Source organism: Actinosynnema sp., assembly GCF_052038725.1.
Map to the genome: position 1 here is coordinate 1 of NZ_JBQGCX010000107.1, position 9,256 is coordinate 9,256.

4 protein-coding genes are annotated in these 9,256 nt (G+C 72.3%); 1 reads left to right on the plus strand and 3 read right to left on the minus strand.

Annotation, left to right across the window (positions count from 1 at the left end):
- Nucleotides 1-5,425: DUF6531 domain-containing protein (locus tag ACTUAL_RS02090; protein WP_440899071.1), on the minus strand; the 5,425-nt coding region annotated here is incomplete at its 3' end.
- 664 nt (nucleotides 5,426-6,089) lie between these two features.
- Here ACTUAL_RS02090 and ACTUAL_RS02095 point away from each other — a divergent pair.
- On the plus strand, nucleotides 6,090-6,920 hold the full coding sequence (locus tag ACTUAL_RS02095) for a hypothetical protein (RefSeq protein ID WP_440899072.1): 831 nt from the start codon (nucleotides 6,090-6,092) through the stop codon (nucleotides 6,918-6,920).
- Nucleotides 6,921-8,064: 1,144 nt separating this feature from the next.
- Here the strand turns inward: ACTUAL_RS02095 and ACTUAL_RS02100 are convergent.
- The gene (locus ACTUAL_RS02100; RefSeq protein ID WP_232519831.1) at nucleotides 8,065-8,760 is read right to left on the minus strand and encodes a YbaB/EbfC family nucleoid-associated protein; all 696 of its coding nucleotides are present in this window, start codon (nucleotides 8,758-8,760) and stop codon (nucleotides 8,065-8,067) included.
- On the minus strand, nucleotides 8,757-9,083 hold the full coding sequence (locus tag ACTUAL_RS02105; protein WP_440899073.1) for a type VII secretion target: 327 nt from the start codon (nucleotides 9,081-9,083) through the stop codon (nucleotides 8,757-8,759). Before ACTUAL_RS02105 ends, ACTUAL_RS02100 begins: the two co-directional genes overlap by 4 nt.
- Nucleotides 9,084-9,256 lie beyond the last annotated feature (173 nt).

Here is a 9,256-nt window from a genome sequence, read left to right on the forward strand (position 1 = left end):
GGTCACCGTGCCCAGCCTGGCCACCATGCCCAGCCAGGTCACCACGCCCCGCCTGGTCACCGTGCCCAGCCTGATCCACATATCCAGCCCGGTCGACGTGCCCAGCCCAGTCGACGTGGTTGCCCTGGCCAGCGCGGTCCTCCTGGCCAGAGCGGTCACCCTGGTCGGGGTGGTTCCCCTGGCCGAAGTAATCGCCCTCGCTCCGCAACTCGGGGCGCTCAACCTGGTTGCCCTGCCCGCTCCGGTCGCCTTGGCCAAGACGGGCGGCGTAGTTGGGCTGTCCCTGCGCAGAACCCGCAGACCCTGCGAGCCCAGCGGGACCGGTCGTCGCCTGCTGCGCCGCAGCGCCCTGCGGAGGCATGGACCGCGCACCGGCAGGCACCCGTGAGCGTTCGGTCTGGGTCACCACGTGCCCGGTGCTCGGTGCGTGGTCCCACACCAGTGACTCGGCGCCCGTGAACTGCTCCGCCGGAGCCGCGCCGTCCCACATGAAGTCGACGCGCTCCACCGGGGTCACGCCGTCGTCCGCCATGCGCTTCTTCCACACCCGGCGGCCGAGGGCGTCGTAGCCGTAGCGCCACAGGGAGCCGTTCGGGGTGCGTGCCGACAGCAGGCGGTCCTGGGCGGACCACTCGAACTCCCAGGTGTCCACGCCGCCGTCCGGGCGCTGCACCGAACGGCTGGAGGTGCGGCCCGCCTCGTCGTACGTGAAGACCAGGTCGCCCGCTCGCGTCACCCGCATGAGGTCGTGCTCACGCGGGCCCGCGCCTGGCTCGGAGCCGGACCAGTGGGCGTGGACGACGTTCCCCGTGCGGTCGTACTGGTAGACCTCGGTGCCCGAGGAGCCGCGCACGGCCAGCACTCGGCCGACCTCGTCCAGGTCCAGCACCTGACCGCCGGTGACCTGGTCGTACACCGACACGAGCTTGCCGTCCGGCCGGTAGCCGTAGGTGCGGCGCTGGGCCAGGGCGGGCGTGGTGGAGCGCAGGCCGGTGACCACGGTCTGCGAGCGCAGTCGGTCCACCTCGTCCCACACCTGGGCCACCAGCACGTCGTCGTCCACCCTGCGCTCGACCTCACGTCCCGCCGCGTCGAAGCTGAACCGCGTGGTGCGACCCGCCGCGCGCAACGCGGTGGGACGGCCCAGCAGGTCATAGGCCCACACGCTCAACGCCCCGGACGGGGTCCGCCGCGTGACCCTGCGCCCCAGCACGTCGTACCGCGACTCCAGCACCCGGCCGTCGACCGACTCGCTGAGCACCCGCCCACACGGGTCGTAGGTGAGGACCAGGTCGGCGTCGGGCCCCTTCGCGCGCAGCAGCCTGCCGACCGGGTCGTAGGCCAGGTCGGTGCGGCCCTGCGCGGTGTGCACGGCGACGACGCGGTCACGCGGGTCGAGGTCGAGCATCACGCTCTCGCCCCGCTCGTTGGCGTGCCCGTGCAACCGCCCGGCCTGGTCCCACACGTAGGTGGTGATGCGCTGGTCGAAGTCCACCTCGGACACCAGGTGGCCCCTGGAGTCGTAGGTGTACCGCCACTCCTGGCCGTGCTCGTTGACGACGGCGACCGGGCGCAGCTCGGTGTCGTAGCGGAACTCCAGTCGCGAGCCGTCCGGGCGGACCTCGGCGACGGGCAGGTCGAACGGCCCCACCTCGATCGTGGTCACCGCGCCCGTGGCGTCGGTGTGCTCCCGCAGGTTGCCCTCGCCGTCGCGGCGCAGGACGGTGCGCGCCCCGTCCGGGTCGACGCGTCCCGCGAGCCCGCCCTCAGGGGTCCAGGTGAACCGGGTGCGCCCACCTGCGGGGTCGGTGACGACAGCGCGGCGGCCGAGTTCATCGTACTCGTAGCTGGTCGTGCCGCCCATGGGATCGGTGACCGATTCGACCAGGCCGAGCGAATTCACCTCGTAGTGGGTGGTGGCCCCGCTCGCGTCCGTGACCTCGACCAGGTCACCGCCCTCGTCATAGGTGCAGGTGGTGCGCGCGCCCATAGGGTCGACAACCGCGATGAGCGCGCCATTGGGCCCGTACTCGCGCCGCCACACCGCCCCGTCCGGGTCGGTGACGACCACGGGCCTGCCCGTGCTGTCGTGCTCGGTGCGCACGCGGGAGCCGTCGGGCAGAACGGCCTCGACGAGATCGCCCCGGTCGTCGTAGCGGTACGCCGTCCTGAGCCCGAGCGGTCGGGTGCGCGAGAGCAGCCGGTGGTGCGCGTCCCACTCGCTGACCGTGCGCGCGCCGGTCGGGTCGGTCTCGCACACCACCTGGTACCGCTCGTTGACCTGGTACGTCGTGGTGTTGCCGAGCGAGTCGGTGACCGTGGTCAGTCCGGGAGCGTGCTCCAGCCTGCACGACAGGTACCCGCCCGCGCCCTCGGCCGCGGTGCACCGGTCCTCGTCGTCGTAGGCGTACCGGTACCACATGCCGTTGCGGTCCTCGTACCGCGCGACGCGGCCGAGGTCGTCGTACTCGAACCGCAGCGGCAACCCGCTGGAGTTGACCGCGGCGACGAGGTTGCGCCGCTCGTCGTAGCGGAACTCGCCGAGCAGCACCTCGGTGCCCGCGCCCGCGAGCCGGTAGGCGGTGATCAGCCCGTCCTCGCTGTCCACGAGCACCCGGTACCCGCCGGAGTGCGCGACCTCGACCAGCGCGCCCCGCTCGTCGCGCCGGAACTGCACGCAACGCCCGTCCGCGTCCGTGATGGCGGCGAGGAGCCGCTCCCGGTGGGGACCGGGGGCGAAGTGGAGGATCTGGTCCCGGTCCGCGCGGTGCACGGCGTACCCGCCGGTGGCGGTGCGCACCAGCGGCCAGCGGGGGCCCGACTCGGGGAGCGCCTCGGCGTTGTCGGCCGGGTGGGGGTAGAGCAGCAGCGTGCCGTCCTCGACCGCGAGCGCGACGCCCTCGGGGTCGACCTCCAGGCGCTGGTCGGCGGTGCAGGCCCAGGTGGGGCCGAAGGAGCGGCCGAGGCGGTAGTGCGACACGTGGGTGCGGGTGAGCAGCAGCGGGAGGGTGGAAGCCAGGTCGACGTCGGTCTGCGGGAGGACGACCCAGCCGGTGGTGACGTCGATCGGGTCGCCGTGGGTGGGGCGGTTGGCGAACGGGTTGTCGTGGGCGCCCTTCCGCGAGGCAGCCTCGCCGGCGATCGTGCGACCGGCAGGGGCGGACGGCTCCGGGCCTGGACTGTCCGGGACGGCGGCTGGGCCGGAGTCGGGTTCCGCAGCCAACTGGAGCTCAGAGCGCGACACACGGGCGGTAAGCGCGGCAGACGGCTCACCTGCGGGCTCCGCCACCAGCGGCAGAGACGTGCGCGGCATCTGAGCCGTGGGCGCGGCCCCTTCAGAAACACCTGCGGTGGACACCCCGGAAAGGGGCGATGCCGAACTGTCCGCACTGGCAGCAACAGGATCGGTCCCCGGCACGTCCGAGACAGATTCCCCCGAAAGGGGCGCTACCGAGGGACTCCCACCAGGGGTGGCGAGGTCAGTAGTCTCGTTCTTGGTCGTAGTGCGCGAGGAAACCGCGATGCGCAGGGTCGGCGGTTCACCCGGCGGGCGCTGGGACGCGGCTGGTTCAAAGCTCGCAGCTGAACCGGTCGTGGTGCCCGGAGGCGCAGGCGGCTGAATGCCGCTGTGCATGGACGTGCTGCTCATCAGCGTGGGAGCGTCAAACGCGGGCAGGTCGCCCCGCTTTTCCTCCTGCTTCGCCTGGCCCTGCTTGGCAGCACTGGGGTGCGTGGTCCCCTGACGGCTGCCAGCCGCCTGGGGCGCTGCCTGCTGGCCAACGGGGTCCGAGCCCGAACTGGCGGGCACGCCAGCAGGACCTTCCGGTCGCGTGGCGTTCGGGAGGTCCGCGCGGGGAGCCGTGGCGAGGTCGGCGCTGGAGGTGGTCGTGGTGCCCTCGGCACGGGGCCAGCCCGCCTCGGCGACCGGGGTCCCGACTGCGCCGGTCACGCCGTCCGCCGGGACCGGAGGCCAAGCGAACGCGTCCGCGCCCGTGGACGTCGAGCTCGGCGGCTGAGCGCTCGTCGGTGGCCACTGCGTCTCGGCTGCCGCCGAGGCGGTGGTCGGCGCGTCAGCCGGGGGCGTGGGCCAGGCGAAGGCGTCGGCACGCGCCTGGGTGACGGGCGGGTCGCTCGGGGGCAGGGTCCACACGGACTCCACCGGCGAAGACGGCCAAACGCTGGTCGCACCGGTCGACCGCGTCAGGTCCGGGGTCGCTTCGGCTTGGGCTGTCTGCTGCGGAACGGGCTGATCAAGGGGCTGGTCAGCGGACTGGAGCCAGGGCTGGGCAACGCTGGACTGCATCGCGCCACTGGCCTGCACAGGTCCCGTCTGGGCTGCGGCGGTTTGCGGGGCGATGGAAGCCGCACTGGGGTCGGTCGTGTCGGCGGCGTTCGGGAAGGGCGCACCGGGCCCGAACGGATCGGGCCGGAACGCATCGGATTCGGCCGTGCCGAGCGAGGCGGTGCCAGTCCTGGGCGTGTCCAGGTCTGCGACGCCTGGGTGGACTGCGCCGGGCTTGTCGGCGGTGCTGCCACCGTGGGTGTCGCCATTGGTGCCGGGCGTTCCGGGCTGGGACATGCCGGACTGCTGGTCTGCGGTTGCGGCCGTCTGGGGTGCGCCGGACGCCTGGCCGGGCTCGGTTGCCTGGCCGGGCTCGGTTGCCTGCGGGGGCAGCGGCGCCGCGGCGGCCAGGGTGGTGGACGGGGTGGGGGCTGTGGCGGCCTGCAGGGTGCGCAGGGCGGTCGTCGCCTCGCCGAACAGGTCGCCGGTCTGCGTGAGCAGCGGGGTGAGCCTGCGGAGGGCGTCGAGCAGCTTCGAGGTCAGCGCGGTGATGCGGGCGGCCGTGGCGGCCACGGTCTGGGAGATCTGCGGGATCGTCCACGGGGCAGCCACTCCCCCGGTGCCCACGATCTGGAGGGCGACCTTGACCAGGTTGTCCACCGCGTCGGCGATGACGTCGCGGACCAGGCCGCGGACCGCGCCGACCAGTTCGCCCGCCTTGCGCAGACCACCTGACGCGCCGTGCGCGCCCTGGCTGGCGGCGGTGAGCAGCGCCGCGGTCTGCTCGGCCCGGACGCGGTAGTTGTCGGCTGCTTCACCGGTCCACGCGGTGGTGTCGGCGGCGACGGCGGCGACCAGGTCGCTCGCGATGGTGGCCAGCTCCGTCGCGACGGCGCTCCACGTCTCGGCCTGTGCGGTGACGACGGCGGGGTCGCCGCGCAGCTCGTCGAGCGCGCGCTGGAGCGGGGCGACGTGCTCGACCAGCCACTCCACGCCCGCCTGCGAGAGGGGCTTGAACGGGTCCGAGACCTCACCCAGCGAAGGCAGGTCGTCCTGGCCCGCACTGGGGGCGTCACCGAGCCAGGAACCGTTCGTGAGGGAGGTCCTCAGCTCGGTCGCCGACTCGGTCAGCCCCGTGTCCACCGCACCCGCACCCGACCCCGACGTCACCGCGCCGGATTGGGGCCCACCAGCCGCACCTGCGCCGAACGAGCTTGCGCTGTTCTGCGCGCCGCTGACAACGCCTGCACCGAACGCCCCGGCACCAGACTGGTCCTGAGGCGCTCCAGCAGCGCCCGCGCCGAACGAACCAGCGCTGCTCTGGGGCGCAGACGAACCCGGACTGTTCGGGGACGCATCCGCAGCACTCATACCGAACGAGGCCGCGTCAGAAGTCTGGGACGCAGCGGGGACACCGGCGTCGAAGGAGGCCGCACCGGTTTGGGGTGCGCCAGGCGCGGCCGAGCCAAACGGGTCCGCGCCGGGAGCCGTCTGACTTGGCGCTGGCTGACTTGGCGCTGGCGGGACGTGACCCGCTGCGGGGAACCCCGCGGAGTTCGGACCGGCCGGGGAGGGGTTGGCCGGTGCGAAGCTTGCCGCGGTGGAGGCTGCCTGGGGCGGGAAGGGCTGGTCAGCGTCAAAGGAGCTGGGGGCGACGGCGCCGGATTCGGGGGAATCAGCACTTGCCGGGGCGGTGGCGGATGGCTCCTGACCTGCGGGAGGTGCGGTTGGTCCTGGAGCAGGCGGGGCTGACGCGGACTGGACTGGTGCGAATGGGGCTGGGGGGAACGTGGTCGCGTCCGGCGGGGTGGTGGTGTTGTTGTTTGGCTCCGCCTCGTCGGCGAACGCGCTGGAGCCGATCACACCGCCGTCGAACGCGGCGGCGCTGACCGAGCCCGCGACGGCCGGGGCCGTGACGACCGGGGCTGCGAGGTCAGCGGGGCTCGGGTTCGCGTCGAACAAGGTGGTGCTGGTCGTTCCCGACGCAGGAGCACCTGCGGTGTACGAACCGGCGTTAGTCGTGCCGGAAGGCGCGCTAGCTGGTCCGAAAGAACCTGGGACAGGCGTGTTGACGCCGGGAGCGCTTGCGTTGGAGGAAGTCGCCCCGATCGTGTCAGCGCTGGAGCCGCCAATTCCGAACGAACTGGTGCTGGTCGTGCCAGAATGGGATTCGCTCGCAGCGAATGAACTGGTTCCGGTCGTGCCGGACCCCAGGCCGCCCGCGCCGAATGCGCCGGTGGCCGCGCCGAAGTTGGCTCCGTCGGCCTGGTCGAAATTGCGCGTGCCCGCAGCGGTCGGGGTCGCGCCGAATGAGTTGGCACCCATCGCCGATTCGGCGAACGTTCCTGAACCTGATTGGTCGGCAGGTTCGGCGGCGGTGGTCTGCGGGGTGGCGAACGCGCCTGGGGCGGTTGGTGGTGCGGCGAGGGCGCCTCGGCCCGCGGTCATCGTGCCAGCGTCGAACGTGCCCGTACCGAACGCCGCCGCGTTGGCGCTGTCTGCGGAGAACGGGGTCGCGCTGAAGGTGTTGACGCCCGTGGCGGTGGTGACGAAGGGGTTGGGAACGCCCGGCAGTGTGTCGGCCTGGTTGAAATCAGCCGGGTCGGTATTGGTGGGGGCGCCCTTGGGCTGGGGGTAGGTCGGGACGAAGGCGCTTTGGCTCGGGGCGCCTTGGGACAGGCCGGTCTGGAAGAAGCCGCCCTGAGAGGGGACTGCTTCGGGGAGATCGGTCTGACCGAACGCGCCTTGCGGCTGGCCGCCTTGCCCGAACGCGCCTTGCGGCTGGCTGCCTTGCCCGAACGCGCCTTGCGGCTGACTGCCTTGCCCAGGGGAGCCATGGGGCTGGTCGCCCAGCCCGAATGCACCCTGCGGCTGGTCGCTTTGCCCAAAAGAGCCTTGGGGTTGACCGCCCTGCCCGAAAGAGCCTTGCGGCACGGTGCCTTGGCTCTGGGGTGAACCGCCTTGATTCTGGTGCGAGCCGCCTTGGGCTGAGCCGTTCTGGGAGAACGCGCCTTGGGATGGGCCGGCTTGTAGCGGGTTGTTCTGGGTGAACGTGCCAGGAGTCAGGTCGGCTTGGGTGAAGCCGTTCTGCGTCGGGCGGCTCTGGAACAGACCGCCCTGAGATAGGGCCCCGCTGAGGCCGCCCTGATCCGAGGCAGCCTGATCCAGGCCGCCTGGGGTGCGGTCGGGCGCGGCAAAGGCGCCCTGGGCGAAAGTGCCTTGGTTTGTCGGGTCCTGGGGAAGGCTGTTCGCGGCTGGGCCGCCGTGGTTCGGGGTGTTCTGGCCGAGCACCTGGCTCAAGCCACCTCGGTCTGGGGCTCCTTGGGCTAGGTCTGCCTGCGCGTGACCGCCCTGCGCCGTGACGCCCTGCGACAAGCCACCCTGCGACAGACCGCCCTGCGACAAGCTGTCCTGGGACAGGCCGCTTTGGCTGAGGTCGGTTTGATCGAACCTGGCCTGGCCGTAACCCGCCTGGCCGTAACCCGCCTGGCTGTAACCCGCCTGCCCGTGATCAGGGTGGCCGTAGCTGGTCTGACCGTGATCGGGTTGGCCGTGATCGGGTTGGCCGTAGTCCGGCTGGCCGTGGTTTGCCTGTGCGTAGCTGGCTCGCCCAGCCCCGAACTGGCCAGGGTCGGGGTGGTCGTAGTCGTCCTGGTCTCCCCCGGCTTGCAGGACCCCGCCGTGGCTCAGGGCCGTGCGGTCGTAGGCGGTCTGGGTGTAGGTGGGGGTGTCGTGGTCTGGCCTGGGGTGGGCTGACCGGTCTGGTGGCCAGGGGTACGGGGTCACCACGGGTCGTTCCTGTCGTCGTCATCGGCGTGGGCCGTGGTGTTGGTGGCGCGCGCGTCGTGGAAGTCGGCCAGGTCGTCCGTCGCGGCGAAGCGGGACCGCAGGTTGCCCAGCACCAGGTCCCTGGTCTGCTGGTCCTCGTCGCCGAGGGTGCGCGACATGACGTCGGAGACCTCGTCGGCGATGGTGGCCTGGGCCTGCCTGACGGTGTCCATGACAACCACGGCCAGGTGCTCCAGGGGGATGGTGCGGGCGCGGTCGCCGAACTGGAGGTCCACCAGGCTGCCGTCGGCCTTCACCACGACCTGCACGGCGCCGTCGGGGCTGACCGCGCTCAGGCGGAGCTCCTCCGTGCGCTGCCCCGCCTCGCGGTAGCGGTCTGCCTTGTCGGACAGGGCGCGCGACCACTCGGCCATGCGCTCCTCGGCGCCGTCCGCGTCGCCGTTGAACGCCGTGTGCGCCATGCCCGCGCCCGCCAGGCCCCCACCGCCCATGGCCGCGGCGGCAGCGCTGAAGTTGTCGGCGTCGCCGAACGAGTCGGCGTAGTGGTCGCCCGCGAACATGTCGACGTCGGCCGCGCCGGAGTTGGACGTGGTCGGGCTGGCGAACGCGCCGCCGCCGTCCGACTGGTTGCCGCCGGGCGCGCCGGAACCGCCGGTGGACGAGCCGTAACCGGAGCCGAAGCTGGTCATCGGCCACCGTCCAGGGAGCCGTTGACGAGCCGGGTGAACGGATCGATCGTCTCGTTGTCCTCGTAGTCCGCCGCGGTGCCGCGCACGCCCGCCGCCGACGCGGACACGCCCTCGGTCGCCGCGGTGATCACCTCGCCCACCTGCTCACCCAGGGGGGTGACAGCCTTCGGGAGGAACGAGCACAGCGAACCGTAAGCATCGCCGGGCATGGCCGTGTCACCGGCCTTGGCCGCGACGGCGGCCAGCCGGTCCACCAGACCCTCGAGGTGGCTGCCGTGCGCTCTCAGCTCCTCGGGTACGGCCGCGTAACCGCCTGCGCTCATCTGCGCTCTCGTTCCTTCCTCGCGGAACCCGGACCGGGTGGTTCGGCAAAACCGTATCGACGCGCGGGTGCTCTTTCCAGATGGGGTTCGGCACGGGAGGCCCCGACGGGGTTCCGCAGCCCGGACGAGTGGCGGGGTACCGGGGCGGTCACCGCGCGTGAGCAGCCCGGCGA